This window comes from Stenotrophomonas pictorum JCM 9942 (genome assembly GCF_001310775.1).
GTDB classification, from domain to species: domain Bacteria; phylum Pseudomonadota; class Gammaproteobacteria; order Xanthomonadales; family Xanthomonadaceae; genus Stenotrophomonas; species Stenotrophomonas pictorum.
Genome location: NZ_BAZI01000027.1, coordinates 1 through 16382, shown reverse-complemented (window position 1 = coordinate 16382; position 16382 = coordinate 1). Strand labels below are relative to the sequence as shown.

Below are 16382 nucleotides of genomic sequence, written 5' to 3'. Positions count from 1 at the left end.
TGCGCGGTGGCGAGTATCAGCCCAGCCCGGCGGGACTGCTGTGGCGCAGCTGGTGGGCTGCGCGCGGTTGAGCGTTGTGTGTCAAATCACCACGAACGCGCCGCCCCGCATCCGCGGGCGTTCAGTGGCGTGAGTGCGCGGGCGCGCTGCCGCATGCCCGTGTGGTGAATGCTCGGCGGTTACTTGCCGCGTTCCAGCACAAGCAGTGGATCGATGCGGGTGTCGAACCAGTTCATCCCCCAATGCAGGTGTGGTCCGGTCGCTCGTCCGGTGGCACCGACGGCGGCAACGGTCTGCCCCTGCGCGATGCGGTCGCCCACCTTCACGTCGATCCGCGACAGGTGCAGGAAGTTGGAGCTGATGCCGAAGCCATGATCCAGCACCAGGGTGCCGCCGGTCAGGTACAGGTCCGGGTTGGCGAAGGTGACGATGCCGGCCGCCGGGGCCTTCACCGGGGTACCGGTGGCGGCGGCGATATCCATGCCCGAATGGCCGGCGCCGGGTTGCCCGTTGTAAACGCGGGCGTTGCCGAAGCGGCCGCTGATGCGCCCCTGTACCGGCCAGAGGAAGGTCTGGGTGAAGTCGGTGCGGTTGTCATCACGCTTGCGTGATTCGGTCACCAGCGCCTGCTCGCGGGCAATGCGTTCGGCGATGGCCGGCGGCGGATTCACCGTCTTCGGCGGTACGCCATTGACGTGCTCGGTCGGCCAGTCACGCGCAGTCACCACGATTGAAATGGTCTCGCTGCCGCCCTCCGGGCGCTGCACCTGTACCTGCAACGGGCCCTTTTCATCGCGTCCGACACCGAGCACCACGCTGCCATAACCGCTGACCCGCAGCTCGCGGCCCGCGTAGCGGACCGTGCTGCCGGCCGGCACCTTGCCGATCACCATCGCACCCTGCGAAACGCTGGCCGGGAACACCACGCGGCTGTCGAGCAGGTTGCCGATGTCATCCTGCGCCTGTGCCGCCGGCGCGGTGAGCAGGGGCGTGGCCAGCAGCAGCGCCCCGAACAGAAATACCTTGCGCATCAACGATCGTAGGTCATGCGCTGGCCGGCCGGTGCACCGACCAGCTTGCTGCCATCCCACACCCGCTGGCCGTTGACCCAGGTGGAGGCGATGCGCGAGCGGAAGGTGGTGCCTTCAAACGGCGACCAGCCGCACTTGGACAGCACGTCCTCGCGCTTCACCGTGAACGGCACATCTTCCACCAGTACCAGATCGGCGAAATAGCCTTCGCGCAGGAAGCCGCGTTCTTCCACGTCGAACAGCTGCGCCGGAGCGTGGGCGAACTTCTGTACCACCTGTTCGCGGGTGAGCTTGCCCTCGTGCACGCGCTCCAGCGCCGCGACCAGCGCGTACTGCACCAGCGGCAGGCCGGACGGTGCCTGCGCGTAGGGCTTCTGCTTCTCTTCCCAGGTATGCGGGGCGTGGTCGGTGGCCAGCACGTCCAGCACGTCATCGGCCAGCGCGGCGGTGATCGCCTCGCGGTCGGACACGTCCTTGATCGCCGGGTTGCACTTGATCAGGTTGCCCTTGGTCGCGTAATCGGGGCGGGCGAAGTGCAGGAAGTGCACGCAGGTCTCGGCGGTGATCTGCTTGCGGCTGCCGTCGGCGCGGATCAGCGGACCCTTCTCGAACAGCGCCAATTCGTCGGCGGTGGAGATGTGCAGCACGTGCAGGCGGGTACCGTGCTTGCGTGCCAGCGACATCGCCAGTCGGGTGGATTTGAGGCAGGCCTCACGCGAGCGGATATCCGGGTGCATCTCCGGGGTCAGCGCATCGCCGTACTTTTCCTGGAAGGCCTTCAGGTTGGCGTCGATCATCGGCGTGTCTTCGCAGTGCGTGATGATCGGGGTCGGGCATTCGCGGAAGATCGCGTCCAGGGTTTCCGGGTTGTCGACCAGCATGTTGCCGGTGGAGGCTCCCATGAACACCTTCACGCCTGGTGCCTTCTTCGGGTCCAGGGCGCGGATCGCATCGAGGTTGTCGTTGCTGGCGCCGTGATAGAAACCGTAATTGGCCCAGGCCCGGCCTTTGGCCAGTTCGTACTTGGCTTCGAGGATGGTCGAATCCAGGGTCGGCGGGTTGGTGTTGGGCATGTCCATGAAGCTGGTCAGGCCGCCGGCCACGGCCGCGGCCGATTCGCTGGCGATGTCGCCCTTGTGGGTCAGGCCCGGTTCGCGGAAGTGCACCTGGTCATCGATCATGCCCGGCAGCAGCCAGCGCCCGGCCGCATCCACCACCTGCTCACCGTCACGCGGGGTCAGGCCGCTGCCGATCTGCGCGATGCGGTCGTTCTCGATGCGCAGGTCGCCGTTGAAGGTGCGGCCTTCGTTGACCATGCGGGCATTGCGGATGAGCGTGGAGGGCATGTCAGTGTTTTCCTGTGCAGCGGCAAGAGGGGTCGTCGGCGCGCTTGGGGACGGAGTCGAGGCCGCCCGGATGGAACGGGTGGCAACGCCCCAGCCGTCGCAGCGTCAACCAGCAGCCACGCAACGGGCCATGGACGGAGATGGCTTCCATCCCGTATTCGGAGCAACTGGGGACAAAACGGCAGCGCGGCCCGAGCAGGGGGCTGATGAGGCGCTTGTACAAGCGCAGTACGGCAATGAGAAGGCGGCCGATCACCCGTTAATGATATGCCAGTTGGCATTGCCGCAGGATTTGTCGCAGGATGCGCGAGGGTTGCCGATGTGGCGTTGCTGCTTCAGCGGCCCGCCGGGCGCGCTGATGCGCTTGGTCAGGTTCCGAACTGCGCGAACGGTCCGGTGACACCATCGAACCGATTCTGCACGTGTCGAGCATCCGTTCAGATTGAACGGGCTGGCGCGGTTGCCGCTGCTGGTCGGGTAGGCTATAAAGGCCCGCTTTCCCGGGCCCCGGGGGAAACAAGGAAGAGCGTTTCGTGGCTGCTAAAAAAACTGCAAAGAAGGCCGTCAAGGCCGCCAAGAAAACCGCCAAGCCTGCAGTAACGAAGGCGGTGTCCAAGCCAGTTGCGAAGAAGCCGGTCACCAAGGCCGCCAAGCCGGCAGCCAAGAAGGCGTCCGCCAAAAAAGTGGTAGCAAAGAAGGTGGTAGCCAAGAAGGCGCCGGTCAAGAAGGCTCCCGCCAAGAAGACCGTAGCAAGAAGACCGTAGCCAAGGCGGCTCCGGTCAAGAAGGTGGTAGCCAAGAAGGCGGCACCGGCAGCCAAGAAGGCCGTCAAGAAGGTGGCCAAGCCGGTCGCCGCGCCGGTCAAAAAGGTCGCCAGCAAGCCCGCTCCAGCTCCTGTTGCCAAGAAAGTGCCTGCCAAGCCCGCCGTGGCCAAGGCAGTCAAAACCCCCGTCGCCAAGCCCGCGGCCAAGTCCGTACCGAAGCCGGCTCCCAAGCCGGTGACGGCCAAGTCTGTCCCGGTCAACGTCGCCAAGACGGCCGCAGCTCCGGTTACCCAACCGGTTGCCGCCAAGCCATCGCCTGCGACCAAGACCCCGCAATCCAAGAATCCCGTGTCTGCACCGAAATCCCACGTAAAAAATTCCGTCAAGGCCCCCGTCAAGTCCGCTGCGCCTGTTGCCGTCCGTCCGGTCGGCAAGGTCGCCGTGGCCGTCACCGCACGCTCGGCCGCTCCGGCTCCGCGCAGCAAATACAAGGTGGTGGAATACAAAGTCGATGACGCCACCGGTCGTCCGATCCTGCCGGAGGGCTACAAGCCGTCGGCGGATGAGGAATACATGAGCGCGCTGCAGCAGGAATACTTCCGCCAGCGTCTGCAGGACTGGCGCGCTGATCTGGTCGAGGAATCGAAGCAGACCATCGAGAACCTGCGCGAAGAAGTGCGTGATATCGGTGACGAGGCCGAGCGTGCCACGCGCGAGACCGAGAACTCGCTCGAGCTGCGTACCCGTGACCGCTACCGCAAACTGATCGGCAAGATCGACAGCACGCTCAAGCGTCTGGAAGCCGGTGATTACGGCTACTGCGTGGATACCGGCGAGGAAATCGGCCTGGACCGCCTGGAAGCCCGTCTCACCGCCGAGCGCACGATCGATGCGCAGGAGCGCTGGGAGCATCTGCAGAAGCAGCAGGGCGAATAAGTCCCGCCGCACCGCTGATGCCATCCGGAACCCCGCCACGGCGGGGTTTCCTTGTTGAGGAGAGACGCAATGTCTGATGCCGAAGTTTTCATGCGTCGCGCGGTGGCGCTGGCCCGCGACAACATCGCCGCGGGCGGGCGCCCGTTTGGCGCGGTACTGGTCAAGGACGGGCAGGTGCTGGCCGAGGCGGCCAACAGCATCCACGCCAGTCACGATCCCACCGATCACGCCGAGATGCGGGCGATCCGCCACGCCAGTGCGCGCCTGCAAAGCCCGCGGCTGGAGGGGTGTGTGATCTACGCCAGCGGCCATCCGTGCCCGATGTGTCTGGCGGCGATGTACCTGTGCGGCATCGAGCGGGCATGGTTCGCCTACTCCAACGAGGACGCGCAGCCGTTCGGATTGTCGACCGCTGCGGTCTACGCGCGTCTGGCGGCGGGCCCGGCCGCAGTGGACTCGGGGTTGCAGTCGTTGCCGCCGGCGGGGGAGGAGGGGCTCTATGCCGAATGGGCCCGGGCGCAGGCCTGAGGCTTATTGCAGGTCACGCAGGTCCAGGCGCCGCAATTGCGGCGCTTTCCATGCGGTGATGCCGGCCACGCCCAGTACCGCGCAGCCGCCGATCACCGCGGCAGGCACCAGCCCGAGCAGGCGCGCCATGCTGCCGGCATAGAACGCGCCCAGTTCATTGGATGAGCTGATGAACAGGCCGTTGATCGAGGAGACGCGACCGCGCATCTCGTCGGGAGTGGCCAGCTGCAGGATGGTCGAACGCACCACCACCGAGACGCCGTCGAAGGCACCGTAGAACAGCAGGATGGCCGCGGACAGCCAGAAGTGCTGTGACAGCCCGAAGCCGATCACGCACAGGCCAAAGCCGGCCACGGCCAACAGCAGGACCCGTCCGGCATGGCGTTGCAGCGGGCGGCGGGCAAGCCATAGTCCGACGCAGATCGAGCCCAGCGCCGGCGCCGCGCGCAGGATGCCCAGGCCTTCCGGACCGTGATGCAGGATTTCCCGGATGAAGGCCGGCAGCATCGCGACGACACCGCCGAGCAGTACCGAGAACATGTCCAGCGCCATCGCGCCGAGCATGATCTGGTTGCCCAGCACGAAGCGCGCGCCCTCGGCGATGCTGGCGAAAATCGGTGCGCGCGACTGCGGCGGCGCCGGTTCGCTGACGCGCAGCGATGCCAGTGCGAGCAGCGCCAGTGTCGCCATCACCGCGGCCACGCCATAGGACAGGCTCTTGCCGCCCCAGGCCACGAGGAGGCCGCCCAGGGCGGGGCCAAGCACCATGCCGGCCTGGAACACCACGCTGCCGAAGCCGGCGCCGCGTGCGAACTGTCCACGCGCGAGCACCCGGGCGAACAGCGCGTTGTAGACCGGCGAGAGGAAGGCGCGCACCACGCCGGTCAGGGCGATGGCCAGGTAGATCGGCCAGGTGCCTTTGAACGGAAGCCAGCCGTTGGTCACCATCACCAGCACCGCAGCGGTGGCGATCAGGCCGAGGCTGGCGGCCATGCCGAGTTTGCGCCGCGGCAGATGGTCGACCAGGTAGCCGGCAAACGGCGCCACGCAGAAGTAGGGCAGCACTTCGGCCAGGCCGATCAGGCCCAGTGAAAATGGATTGCGGGTGATCTCGTAGATGTGCCAGCCGACCGTGATCGCGACGATCTGGTAGGACAGCATCGCCGTGATGCGGTAGGCCAGCAGCTGGGCGAAGCCGGGCTGGCGCAGGATCGCGCCAGGGCTGCTGTCCGTTGCAGCGCTCACTGCTGCTGCGCTTGGGCGGTATCCCGGATGAAGGCCAGCATGGCGGCCAGGCCGTTGCTGCGGGTGGGTGACAGGTGCTTGGCCAGGCCGATAGCGGCGACGTAGTCCGGGGCGGTGGCCAGGATTTCCGCGGCCGAGCGGCCGGAGTAGACGCGCAGTGCCAGGTAGATCAGGCCCGAGACGATGGCCGAGTCACTGACCGCATGGAAGACCAGCTTGTCGGCGTTGCCTTCCGGAACGATCCACACCATTGACTGGCAGCCGTGCAGGCGATGTTCCTCACTCTTCCATTCCTCCGGGAAGGTGGGCAGCTTGCGGCCCAGATCGATCAGGTACTGGTAGCGTTCGGACCAGTCCCCGAAGAAGGAGAACTCTTCGGCGATCGTGGCCTGGGCATCGGCGGCGGTGGGTTCGAGCGGAAACGGGGTATCAATCACTTCAGTATCCGGTTGTCGGTCAGGGCAGGGGGCGGCGACTCAGCCGCGCTTCCAGCGCACGCCCTGCGGGGTGTCTTCCAGCACGATGTTCTCGGCGGCCAGCTGGTCGCGGATGGCATCGGCGCGGGCGAAGTCGCGAGCCTGCTTGGCGGCGATGCGTTCATCGATCAGGGCCTGGATGCGGGCATCATCGCCGGCATCGGTGCCGCGGCTGAACCAGTCGGCCGGTGCCTGCTGCAGCAGACCCAGCGCCAGACCGGCGCCGAGCAGCTCGGCCTTCAGGCGAGCCTTTTTCCCGGCGGATTCGGCCCTGCGCGCGTCGCTGGCGATGCGGGCCACTTCGGCCAAGGCCAGCGGCGTGTTGAGGTCATCGTCCAGCGCGGCTTCGACGCTGGATGGGATGGTGGCCATGGCGTCCACATCGGCCAGATCGCGCAGCGTGCCGTACAGACGGTCCAACGTCCGTACCGACTGCTCGATCAGTGCTTCCGACCAGTCCAGCGGCTGCCGGTAGTGGGCCGACAGCAGCGCATAGCGCAGCGCTTCCGGCGGATGCTGCTGCACCAGATCGTGCACGCGTTCAATGTTGCCCAGCGACTTGCTCATCTTGCGCCGCCGAAGTTGAGCATGCCGTTGTGCAGCCAGAAGCGGGCGAAGGTCTTTCCGCCATGCGCGCACTCGCTTTGCGCGATCTCGTTTTCGTGGTGCGGAAACTGCAGATCCACGCCGCCGGCGTGGATATCGATGGTCGGGCCCAGATGGGCGGCGGCCATCGCCGAACACTCGATGTGCCAGCCCGGGCGGCCACGGCCCCACGGCGATTCCCAGCCGGGCAGGTCGTCGGTGGACGGTTTCCACAGCACGAAGTCCCCCGGATCGCGCTTGTATGGCGCCACATCGACGCGGGCGCCGGCCAGCATTTCGTCCGGATCGCGGCGCGAGAGCTTGCCGTAGTCCTTGAAACTGCCCACCGAGAACAGCACGTGACCCTCGGCGGCGTAGGCGTGGCCGCTGCCGATCAGGCCTTCGATCATCGTGATGATGTGCGGGATGTGCGCCGTGGCCTCGGGCTCGATATCCGGCGGCACCACGCCCAGCGCGGCCATGTCCTCGCGGTAGGCGGCCGCGAAACGGTCGGTGATGGCCGAGATCGGCACACCCTGTTCCTTGGCGGCGGCATTGATCTTGTCGTCCACGTCGGTGATGTTGCGCGCGTAACGCAGATGCCCGTAGCGGCGGCGCAGCAGGTCGGCCAGTACGCCAAAGACCACCGGGCCGCGGGCGTTGCCGATGTGCACGTAGTTGTAGACCGTGGGGCCACACACATACAGGGTCGGGGCGGTGGGGTCGAGCGGAGCGAAGGGCTCCAGCTGCCGCGTCAGGTTGTTGTGCAGGCGCAGGGTCATGGGTATCCGGGGGAGAAACGAACCGCGCAATTCTAGCGGTCCCGGCACGGTGGGGCACGTCCGGGCTGGGCAATCGGGTCGTGGACGGGTTATGTTCAGGCCAGCGTCGGCTTGGCTGCCTACACTATCGATCGTGACCCGACTCTTCCCGCTGCGAGTGTTGATGAATCCCGCGCCGTTTTTGTCCGCCCTCTGCCTGCTGGCTTTTTTTGTCGCCTCGGCACGGGCGCAGGAAGCTTCCGAGGTCGATGGCCGCAACCGCGTCGTGGTGGTTGAGAATGTGCGCTACGACTACGCCCAGGTGCTCAACGTCGAACCGGTGTTCCAGACCCTGCGCGCAACCCGCACCGAAGAGCATTGCGAACCTGTCGCCACGCGCACGCTTGCACCGGTGCAGGTGAAGGGGGAGGAGAACAAGGGCGGTTTTCGCCGCTTCTGGGACTCGGTACGGGGTATTTTCGTCAATCGTGAAGAAAGCGCGGAAGACACCGCCGAGGCGCCGCGCATCCATGACACCAGCCGGCATGCCGCGATGCTGACCCCGGAGTGCAAGATCGTCGAGGTGGGCCGTGAATTCCGCCGGCCCATCGCCTATGACGTGGACTATGTCTACAAGGGCGTCAAATTCCGCTCGCGCCTGCCGGAGGATCCGGGAAACCGTTTGAAATTGAGGGTCTCCATCACCCCGGATATCGGCTCGATGGTTGAACAGGCTGCAGGCAATCCCTGATGTTGCGTTGCGACACTTGCGCCCCCCCGGCGTGCGTGCGACCATGCGCGCCGATGAAATCGAACGACGCCCAGCTTGGTATCAGCGCCGCCCGGATGGCCTCCGGTATGACGTCGCGTGCCCGCCGACCGGAACCCCACAATTTCGCTGGGTAACCGGAGCTTCGTGCTGTCTGTTCGGAAAACCCAGCCCAGGCTGGGTTTTTTCGTTTCCGATCCATGAAAAGTTTCAAGCGTAATGAATTGCGCGTCCGCGCACCTTCCGCCGGTAACGACGGATTTCCCCGCAGCGAAGGAAAGATCGATGTCTCTGAAGCACTTCTTGAACACCCAGGACTGGAGCCGCGCCGAACTGGACGCACTGCTCACCCAGGCGGCGTTGTTCAAACAACACAAGCTGGGTGATGACCTGAAGGGTAAATCGATCGCCCTGGTGTTCTTCAATCCGTCCATGCGCACCCGTACCAGCTTCGAGCTGGGCGCGTTTCAGCTGGGTGGGCATGCGGTGGTGCTGCAGCCGGGCAAGGACGCTTGGCCGATCGAGTTCAACCTCGGTACCGTCATGGACGGGGATACCGAAGAGCACATCGCCGAAGTGGCCAAGGTGCTGGGCCGTTATGTGGACCTGATCGGCGTGCGCGCGTTCCCGAAATTCGTGGACTGGAGCAAGGACCGCGAGGACCAGGTGCTCAAGAGCTTTGCCAGGTATTCGCCGGTGCCGGTCATCAACATGGAGACCATCACCCATCCGTGCCAGGAACTGGCGCACATCCTGGCGCTGCAGGAACATTTCGGCACCACCGACCTGCGCGGCAAGAAGTATGTGCTGACCTGGACCTACCATCCCAAGCCGCTCAACACCGCCGTGGCCAATTCGGCGCTGACCATTGCCACGCGCATGGGCATGGACGTGACCCTGCTGTGCCCGACCCCGGACTACATCCTGGATGAGCGCTACATGGGCTGGGCCGAGCAGAACGTAGCCGAGAGCGGTGGTTCGCTGCAGGTCAGCCACGACATCGCCAGCGCCTATGCCGGCGCCGATGTGGTCTACGCCAAGAGCTGGGGCGCGCTGCCGTTCTTCGGCAACTGGGCCCCGGAGCAGCCGATCCGCGACCAGTACAAGCACTTCATCGTCGATGAGGCCAAGATGGCGCTGACCAACAATGGCGTGTTCAGCCACTGCCTGCCGCTGCGCCGCAACGTCAAGGCCACCGACGGTGTGATGGACTCGCCGCAGTGCATCGCCATCAACGAAGCCGAAAACCGCCTGCACGTGCAGAAGGCCATCATGTCGGCGCTGGTGCGCTGAATCCGGACCTCCTGCAACCTTTCCGCTTTCCTCCCCCATGGCGGGCCGCCGGTCCGCTTCACGAGCAACTGACATGACCTCCAAGAAAGACATCGTCCTCGCCTTCTCCGGCGGCCTCGACACCAGCTTCTGCGTGCCGTATCTGCAGGAGCGTGGCTACAACGTGCACACCGTGTTCGCCGACACCGGCGGCGTGGACGACGAAGAGCGCGACTTCATCGAGAAGCGTGCCGCCGAGCTGGGCGTCAGCAGCCATGTCACCGTCGACGGTGGCCCGGCAATCTGGGAGGGCTTCGTCAAGCCGTTCGTGTGGGCCGGCGAGGGCTACCAGGGCCAGTACCCGCTGCTGGTGTCGGACCGTTACCTGATCGTGGACGCCGCGCTCAAGCGCGCCGCCGAGCTGGGCACCAACATCATCGCCCACGGCTGCACCGGCATGGGCAACGACCAGGTCCGCTTCGATCTGGCAGTGAAGGCACTGGGTGATTACGTGATCGTCGCGCCGATCCGCGAAATCCAGAAAGAACACACCCAGACCCGTGCCTACGAGCAGAAGTACCTGGAAGAGCGTGGCTTCGGCGTGCGTGCCAAACAGCAGGCCTACACCATCAACGAGAACCTGCTGGGCCTGACCATGTCCGGCGGCGAGATCGACCGTTGGGAAGCGCCGGGCGAAGGCGCCCGCGGCTGGTGCGCGCCGCGCAGCGCCTGGCCGATCGAACCGCTGACCGTGACCCTGAAGTTCGTCGAGGGCGAGGCCGTCGCGCTGGACGGCAAGGCACTGCCGGGTGAGCAGATCCTGGCCCGCCTCAACAAGATGTTCGCCCCGTACGGCGTGGGCCGTGGCGTTTACACCGGTGACACCGTGATCGGCCTGAAGGGCCGCATCGTGTTCGAGGCGCCGGGTCTGGTCTCGCTGCTGGCCGCGCACCGCGCGCTGGAAGATGCGGTGCTGACCAAGCAGCAGAACCGTTTCAAGCCGGACGTGGCGCGCAAGTGGGTGGAGCTGGTGTATGAAGGCTTCTACCACGACCCGCTCAAGACCGACATCGAGGCGTTCCTGAAGTCCTCGCAGGCCAAGGTCAATGGCGAGGTGGTGCTGGAAACCCGCGGCGGCCGCGTCGATGCGGTGGCGGTGAAGTCCGAGCACCTGCTCAACGCCAAGGGCGCGACCTACGCGCAGTCGGCCGACTGGGGCGTGGAAGAAGCCGAAGGCTTCATCAAGCTGTTTGGCATGAGCTCCACGCTGTACGCGCAGGTCAACCGCTGATCCGCGACGGGCGCCGCTTGGCGGTGCCCGCTGTTGTTTCCGCCCGGCGCACTTGCGCCGGGCTTCCACTGCTTTCTTCCGGTTTGAATGCCCATGACGCAGTTGCTTGACACGACGCTGGACCACCTGCAGGCGCTGGTGTCGTTTGACACCCGCAATCCGCCGCGTGCCATCACCACCGGTGGCATCTTCGATTACCTGCGCGCCAACCTGCCGGGCTTCAATGTCGAGGTGATCGACCACGGTGCCGGTGCGGTCAGTTTCTACGCGGTGCGTGGCACGCCCAAGTACCTGTTCAATGTGCATCTGGACACGGTGCCGGATTCACCGCACTGGTCGGCTGATCCGCATGTGATGCGGCGCCTGGACGACCGCGTGGTCGGCCTGGGGGTATGCGACATCAAGGGCGCCGCCGCCGCGCTGGTGGCCGCCGCCAACCTGACCGATGGCGATGCGGCGTTCCTGTTTTCCAGCGACGAGGAAGCCAATGATCCGCGCTGCATCGCTGCCTTCCTGGCCCGTGGCATCCCCTATGAAGCGGTGATCGTCGCCGAGCCGACCATGAGCGAAGCGGTGCTGGCCCACCGTGGCATCAGTTCGGTGCTGATGAAATTTGCCGGTCGTGCCGGCCATGCTTCGGGCAGGCAGGATCCGTCGGCCAGCGCGCTGCACCAGGCCATGCGCTGGGGCGGAAAAGCGCTGGAACATGTCGAGTCGCTGGCGCATGCACGCTTCGGTGGCCTGACCGGGCTGCGCTTCAACATCGGCCGCGTCGAAGGGGGGATCAAGGCCAACATGATCGCGCCCGAGGCCGAGCTGCGTTTCGGCTTCCGTCCGTTGCCGTCGATGGACATCGACGGGTTGCTGGCCACTTTCGCCGGCTTTGCCGAGCCGTCGGCGGCGCACTTCGAGGAAACCTTCCGCGGCCCGAGCTTGCCGTCCGGTGATATCGCCCGTGCCGAGGAGCGCCGCCTGGCCGCCCGCGACGTCGCCGACGAGCTGGGCCTGCCGATCGGCAATGCGGTGGATTTCTGGACCGAGGCCTCGCTGTTCTCGGCCGGTGGCTACACCACGATGGTGTATGGCCCGGGCGATATCGCCCAGGCCCATACCGCCGATGAGTTCGTCACGCTGGAACAGTTGCAGCGTTATGCGGAGTCGGTGCTGCGGATCCTGCAGCGCGGCGCCTGAAGCACGTGACCCGGCGCGCTGCGCCGGATTCTCCCCTGCGACCGCGGTCGCCCCGATGAAGCAAGACATGTCCCCTGCCATGCAACCCCACCGCCAAACCCGCCAGACCATCGTGCGCCTGCTCTCGAGCATGGCCAGCGCCAAGGAGATCAGCCAGTACCTGAAACGGTTCTCGCAGCTCGATGCCAAGCGCTTTGCCGTGGTCAAGGTCGGTGGCGCGGTATTGCGCGACGATCTGGAAGCGCTGACCTCGTCGCTATCCTTCCTGCAGGAGGTCGGCCTGACCCCGATCGTGCTGCACGGCGCCGGCCCGCAGCTGGATGCCGAGTTGTCGGCGGCCGGAATCGAGAAGCACACCATCGACGGCTTGCGGGTGACCTCGCCCGAAGCGTTGGCGATCGTGCGCAAGGTGTTCCAGAGCTCCAACCTGAAGCTGGTGGAAGCCCTGCAGCAGAATGGCGCACGTGCGACCTCGATCACCGGTGGTGTGTTCGAGGCCGAATACCTCGACCGCGATACCTACGGTCTGGTCGGCGAGGTCAAGGCGGTGAACCTGGCGCCGATCGAGGCGAGCCTGAAGGCCGGTTCGATCCCGGTGATCACCTCGCTGGGCGAAACCCCGAGCGGGCAGATCCTCAACATCAACGCGGATTTTGCCGCCAATGAGCTGGTGCAGGAGCTGCAGCCGTACAAGATCATCTTCCTGACCGGTACCGGTGGCTTGCTCGATGCCGAGGGTCAGGTGATCGATTCGATCAACCTGTCCACCGAGTACGACCAGCTGATGGCGCAGCCGTGGATCCACGGTGGCATGCGGGTCAAGATCGAGCAGATCAAGGACCTGCTGGACCGCTTGCCGGAGGAGTCCTCGGTGTCGATCACGCGTCCGGCCGATCTGGCCAAGGAGCTGTTCACCCACAAGGGCTCGGGCACGCTGGTGCGTCGCGGCGAGAAGGTGCTCAAGGCGACATCGTGGGATCAGCTCGATACCGCGCGGCTGAAGACGCTGATCGAATCCACTTCGGCCGTACGCTGGTGCCGGACTACTTCGAGAAGACCAGGCTGCTGCGCGCCTATGTCAGCGAGCACTACCGCACCGCGGTGATCCTCACTGATGAGGCCGAGGGCGTGTACCTGGACAAGTTCGCCGTGCTGGACGACGCACAGGGTGAGGGGCTCGGGCGTGCGGTCTGGAACGTGATGCTGGAGGAAACCCCGCAGCTGTTCTGGCGCTCGCGCAACGGCAACCCGGTCAACCATTTCTACTATTCCGAATCCGATGGCTGCTACAAGCTCGACCACTGGAAGGTGTTCTGGTTTGGCGCCGACGATTTCGACAGCATCAAGGGCTATGTGAAGCACTGCGCCGAACGCAAACCGAGCCCTCCAAGGCTGAGTGATGCTGCCGCACTCGGCCACTGCGTGGAGCACCGTGCCGACCCTGCGGGGCCGGCACGTAACGCTGGAGCCGTTGCAGATGTCGCACGTGCCGGCGTTGCAGCGGGCGCTGGGTGAGGGCGAGCTGTCGCGCTGCTGGTACACCAATGTGCCCGCGCCGGAGGATGCCGCACGTTATGTCACTGCGGCACTCGAGGCGCAGGTGCAGGGCAGGGCGCTGGCCTTTGCGGTCGGCAACGCCCGCGGTGAGATTGTGGGCAGCACGCGCTTCTACGCGCTGGACGCGGATGTGCCTCGGCTTAATATCGGCTACACCTGGTATCACCCCAGCGTCCAGCGCACCGGGCTGAATACCGAGGCTAAGCTGCTGTTGCTGCGGCACGCCTTCGAAACCCTGGGCTGTATCAGTGTCGGCTTCGAGACCAGCTGCTTCAACCAGGCCTCGCGCAATGCCATTGCCCGGATCGGTGCCAAGCAAGATGGTGTGCTGCGCAACCACAAGCGTCACGCCGACGGGTCGCGCCGCGACACCGTGGTGTTTTCCATCATCGACTCGGAATGGCCGGCGGTGAAAGCCAACCTGCAGTTCCTTCTGGATTCGCACTCATGACTGACAAGAAATTCTCCCTGGGCATCGTTGGCGCCCGCGGCTACACCGGCACCGAGTTGATCAAGCTGGTGGCCGCGCATCCGCGGATCGAGCTGGCGTTCGTGTCTTCGCGCGAGCTGGCTGGCCAGCGCGTGGCCGACCATAACCCCGCCTATTGTGGCGAGCTGCGCTACGAAAACCTGGATGCCGATGCGGTGGCCGCCAAGGGCGTGGACGCGGTGGTGCTGGCGCTGCCCAACGGCAAAGCCGAGCCGTTTGTGACCGCGCTGGACGCGGCCCGGCCAGACACGGTGATCGTCGATCTTTCCGCCGATTACCGCTTCGACAACAGCTGGTACTACGGCCTGCCGGAGCTGACCCGTGGGCGCTATGCCGGGCACAAGCGCATCAGCAATCCGGGCTGCTACGCCACCGCCATGCAGCTGGCGATCACGCCGCTGCTGTCACAGCTGGCCGGCCCGCCGACCTGCTTCGGCGTGTCCGGCTGGTCCGGTGCCGGTACCACGCCCTCGGACAAGAACAATCCCGAACTGCTGCGCGACAACCTGATGCCGTATGCGTTGACCAACCACGTGCACGAGCGCGAGGTGTCGACCCAGCTCGGTGTGCCGGTGGAATTCATGCCGCATGTGGCCCCGCACTTCCGCGGCATCACCATGACCGTGAATCTGTGGCTGCAGCAGCCGCGCAGCCGCGAAGAGATCGTCGCGCTGTATCAGCAGCGCTATGCCAACGAGCCGCTGGTGGAGGTGGTCGATGAGGCGCCGTGGGTCAGCCGCATTGCCGGCACGCATGGCGTGCAGATCGGTGGCTTCACCCTGGCGCCGGGCAACAAGCGGGTGGTGGTGGTGGCGACCATCGACAACCTGCTCAAGGGCGCGGCCACCCAGGCCTTGCAGAACCTCAACCGGGCTTTGGGGCTGGATGAGCTGACCGCCATTCCGCACTGAACCTCTCGCACAACTGACGGGATATCCCCATGACCAACCTGCTCTGGCAGAAACCCGGTGTCGCGGTTGACGCCAAGATCCAGACCTTCCTCGCCGGCGACGACGTGATCCTCGATCGCGAGTTCTTCCTGCACGACATCCAGGCCAGCACCGCCCATGCTGAAGGGCTGCAGCACATCGGTATTCTCAGTGCCGATGAACTGGCGGCGCTCAAGCGCGAACTGGTGGTGCTGGCCGAGGATTTCCGCAGCGGCGCCTTCGTGCTGGACGAGCAGTACGAGGATTGCCACTCGGCCATCGAGGCACGCCTGACCGAGCGTCTGGGTGATGCCGGCCGCAAGATCCATACCGGGCGCAGCCGCAACGACCAGATCCTTGTGGCCACGCGTCTGTGGCTGAAGGAGAAGCTCGAACGCGTTGCGCAGATCAGCGTCGAGGTCGCCAAGGTGGCCTTGGACCGCGCCGCCGCCGAACAGCGGCAGCCGTTGCCGGGCTATACCCATATCCAGCGCGCCGTGGTGTCCTCGGCGGGCATGTGGTGGGCCGGCTGGGCCGAGGCTTTCATCGACAACGCCATCCGCGCCCGCGACACCCGCGCGTTGATCGATACCAACCCGCTGGGCACGGCCGCCGGCTACGGCGTCAACCTGCCACTGGACCGCGAACACACCACCGCCGCGCTGGAATTCTCGCGGATGCAGATCAGCCCGATCTACGCGCAGCTGTCGCGTGGCAAGTTCGAACTGGCCGCGCTGGAAGCGCTGGGTGGCGCCACCCTGGATCTGCGCCGCATCGCCTGGGATCTGTCGCTGTTCACCACCGGTGAGTTCGCTTTTGTCGCGCTGCCGGCGCAGTACACCACCGGCAGCTCGATCATGCCGAACAAACGCAATCCCGACGTGATCGAGCTGATGCGGGCCACCCATGCCAGCGTCGCCGCCGCACGTACCGAGATTGAGCAGCTGCTGTCGCTGCCGTCCGGTTACCAGCGCGACCTGCAGAACTCCAAGGGTGCCATCGTGCACGGCTTCGGTCGTGGACTGGCGGCACTGGAGCTGCTGCCGGCGCTGCTGTCCAATCTGGATTGGCGCGATGACAACATCCGTGCCGCGATCGATTCGGGTATGTATGCCACCGATGTGGCGGTGGAAGCCGCGGTGGCCGGTGTGCCGTTCCGCGACGCCTACAAGGCCGCTGCCGAGGCCGCCGACAGCGCAGGGCAGGGGCGTA

Annotated in this window: 13 protein-coding genes and 4 pseudogenes; 10 read left to right on the top strand and 7 right to left on the bottom strand. The window is 65.6% G+C overall.

Going from position 1 to position 16382, the window contains the following annotated elements:
• Positions 1 to 179: 179 nt before the first annotated feature.
• The 3 genes from JCM9942_RS03180 to yidD are packed head-to-tail and all read right to left on the bottom strand — an operon-like array spanning position 180 to position 2633.
• Positions 180 to 1031, bottom strand: a complete 852-nt coding sequence (locus JCM9942_RS03180) for a M23 family metallopeptidase (RefSeq protein ID WP_054657575.1) — start codon at positions 1029 to 1031, stop codon at positions 180 to 182.
• Positions 1031 to 2377: a dihydroorotase gene (locus JCM9942_RS03175; RefSeq protein WP_054657573.1), complete on the bottom strand. Its 1347-nt coding sequence runs from the start codon at positions 2375 to 2377 to the stop codon at positions 1031 to 1033. The genes JCM9942_RS03180 and JCM9942_RS03175 overlap by 1 nt, the downstream gene beginning before the upstream one ends.
• Position 2378: 1 nt before the next feature.
• Positions 2379 to 2633, bottom strand: coding sequence for a membrane protein insertion efficiency factor YidD (gene yidD / locus JCM9942_RS18065; protein WP_083468388.1), 255 nt, complete (start codon positions 2631 to 2633; stop codon positions 2379 to 2381).
• 277 nt (positions 2634 to 2910) lie between these two features.
• On the opposite strand from yidD, the pseudogene dksA reads away from it, so the two are divergent.
• Together dksA and JCM9942_RS03160 are read left to right on the top strand one after the other, a co-directional pair.
• A pseudogene (gene dksA, locus JCM9942_RS18055) lies at positions 2911 to 4076 on the top strand (RNA polymerase-binding protein DksA).
• Positions 4077 to 4145: 69 nt separating this feature from the next.
• Positions 4146 to 4604 carry a nucleoside deaminase gene (locus JCM9942_RS03160; protein ID WP_054657569.1) on the top strand — a complete coding sequence of 153 codons (459 nt, stop codon included), beginning with the start codon at positions 4146 to 4148 and terminating at the stop codon, positions 4602 to 4604.
• Between the two features lie 3 nt (positions 4605 to 4607).
• Here the strand turns inward: JCM9942_RS03160 and JCM9942_RS03155 are convergent, their stop codons facing one another.
• The 4 genes and pseudogenes from JCM9942_RS03155 to cysS all read right to left on the bottom strand — a co-directional run.
• Positions 4608 to 5849 (bottom strand): MFS transporter, encoded by a 1242-nt coding sequence (locus tag JCM9942_RS03155; RefSeq protein WP_054657567.1) that lies wholly within the window; start codon positions 5847 to 5849, stop codon positions 4608 to 4610.
• Entirely contained in the window at positions 5846 to 6286 is a 441-nt protein-coding gene (locus JCM9942_RS03150; RefSeq protein WP_054657565.1) for a SufE family protein, read from the bottom strand. The genes JCM9942_RS03155 and JCM9942_RS03150 overlap by 4 nt, the downstream gene beginning before the upstream one ends.
• 39 nt (positions 6287 to 6325) lie before the next feature.
• Positions 6326 to 6562, bottom strand: a pseudogene (locus JCM9942_RS20640) (CysS/YqeB C-terminal domain-containing protein); the annotation flags it as partial.
• 18 nt (positions 6563 to 6580) lie between these two features.
• A pseudogene (gene cysS, locus JCM9942_RS19900) lies at positions 6581 to 7692 on the bottom strand (cysteine--tRNA ligase); the annotation flags it as partial.
• A 163-nt stretch (positions 7693 to 7855) separates the two neighbouring features.
• Here cysS and JCM9942_RS03140 point away from each other — a divergent pair.
• The 8 genes and pseudogenes from JCM9942_RS03140 to JCM9942_RS03105 all read left to right on the top strand — a co-directional run.
• On the top strand, positions 7856 to 8422 hold the full coding sequence (locus tag JCM9942_RS03140) for a glycine zipper 2TM domain-containing protein (RefSeq protein WP_054657563.1): 567 nt from the start codon (positions 7856 to 7858) through the stop codon (positions 8420 to 8422).
• Between the two features lie 303 nt (positions 8423 to 8725).
• Positions 8726 to 9733, top strand: coding sequence for an N-acetylornithine carbamoyltransferase (locus JCM9942_RS03135; RefSeq protein ID WP_054657561.1), 1008 nt, complete (start codon positions 8726 to 8728; stop codon positions 9731 to 9733).
• A gap of 73 nt (positions 9734 to 9806) precedes the next feature.
• Complete coding sequence (locus tag JCM9942_RS03130) at positions 9807 to 11003, top strand: argininosuccinate synthase (protein WP_054657559.1); 1197 nt, start codon at positions 9807 to 9809, stop codon at positions 11001 to 11003.
• A gap of 93 nt (positions 11004 to 11096) precedes the next feature.
• On the top strand, positions 11097 to 12194 hold the full coding sequence (locus JCM9942_RS03125) for an acetylornithine deacetylase (RefSeq protein WP_054657557.1): 1098 nt from the start codon (positions 11097 to 11099) through the stop codon (positions 12192 to 12194).
• A 67-nt stretch (positions 12195 to 12261) separates the two neighbouring features.
• A pseudogene (locus JCM9942_RS03120) lies at positions 12262 to 13577 on the top strand (acetylglutamate kinase); the annotation flags it as partial.
• Positions 13578 to 13593: 16 nt separating this feature from the next.
• Positions 13594 to 14202: a GNAT family N-acetyltransferase gene (locus JCM9942_RS03115; RefSeq protein ID WP_054657555.1), complete on the top strand. Its 609-nt coding sequence runs from the start codon at positions 13594 to 13596 to the stop codon at positions 14200 to 14202.
• Positions 14199 to 15152, top strand: coding sequence for an N-acetyl-gamma-glutamyl-phosphate reductase (argC, locus tag JCM9942_RS03110; RefSeq protein ID WP_054657553.1), 954 nt, complete (start codon positions 14199 to 14201; stop codon positions 15150 to 15152). Before JCM9942_RS03115 ends, argC begins: the two co-directional genes overlap by 4 nt.
• A gap of 29 nt (positions 15153 to 15181) precedes the next feature.
• Positions 15182 to 16382 (top strand): argininosuccinate lyase (locus tag JCM9942_RS03105; RefSeq protein WP_054657551.1); only part of this gene is annotated, 1201 nt, incomplete at its 3' end.